Source organism: Herbaspirillum sp. UBA812 (genome assembly GCF_002296545.1).
GTDB lineage: Bacteria > Pseudomonadota > Gammaproteobacteria > Burkholderiales > Burkholderiaceae_D > Herbaspirillum > Herbaspirillum huttiense.
On record NZ_DBIC01000271.1, the window covers coordinates 1 to 741 of the forward strand.

2 protein-coding genes are annotated in these 741 nt (G+C 59.2%); one reads left to right on the top strand and one right to left on the bottom strand.

Translation table 11 applies throughout. The annotated features are described in order from the left end of the window. A partial coding sequence (locus tag B3873_RS18710) for a sigma-70 family RNA polymerase sigma factor (protein WP_286868097.1) occupies window positions 1-472 on the top strand: 472 nt, incomplete at its 5' end. 88 nt (window positions 473-560) lie between these two features. Here B3873_RS18710 and B3873_RS18715 read toward each other — a convergent pair. After that, on the bottom strand, window positions 561-741 hold a 181-nt coding region (locus tag B3873_RS18715; RefSeq protein WP_286868098.1), incomplete at its 5' end, for an SCO family protein.

Below are 741 nucleotides of genomic sequence, written 5' to 3' on the forward strand. Positions count from 1 at the left end.
GGCCCAGCGCAAGCTGTTCTTCAACCTGCGCAGCCACAAGGAAGGCCTGGACGCGATGACGCCGGCCCAGGTCGAGGCCCTGGCCAAGACCCTGGACGTCAAGCGCGAAGAAGTGATCGAGATGGAAACCCGTCTGTCCGGTCGCGACATCGCCCTGGAGTCGCCCACCGATGATGAGGATGACAAGTTCGCGCCCATTGCCTACCTGTCCTCCGACAATTCGGAACCGACCCGCGTGATCGAAGCCAAGCAATACGACCGCCTGCAATCCGAAGGCCTGGAAGCGGCCCTGTCCAAGCTGGATGACCGTTCGCGCCGCATCGTCGAAGCCCGCTGGCTGGCCAATGACGACGGCTCGGGTGCGACCCTGCATGAACTGGCTGACGAGTTCGGCGTGTCGGCCGAGCGTATCCGCCAGATCGAAGCAGTCGCACTGAAGAAGATGAAGACCTCGCTGCAGGCTTATTCCTGATCCGGATTTCATTCAGATCAGCAGCAATGAAAAAGGCACCCTCGGGTGCCTTTCTTTTTATCCAAACGATTTATATCGTTTCAAGCCATCACGACAGCAGCAGCTTGATGTCATGCGCCAGCGTCTGCGGCCCTTGTCCGTGCTTGACGAACAGGCGGATGTGTCCCTGCGGATCGAATACGTAGCTACCCGCCGTGTGATCCATCGTATAGCTGCCCGGCTGCTTGCCCGGCACCTTCTGATAGAACACCTTGAATTCCTTGGCCACC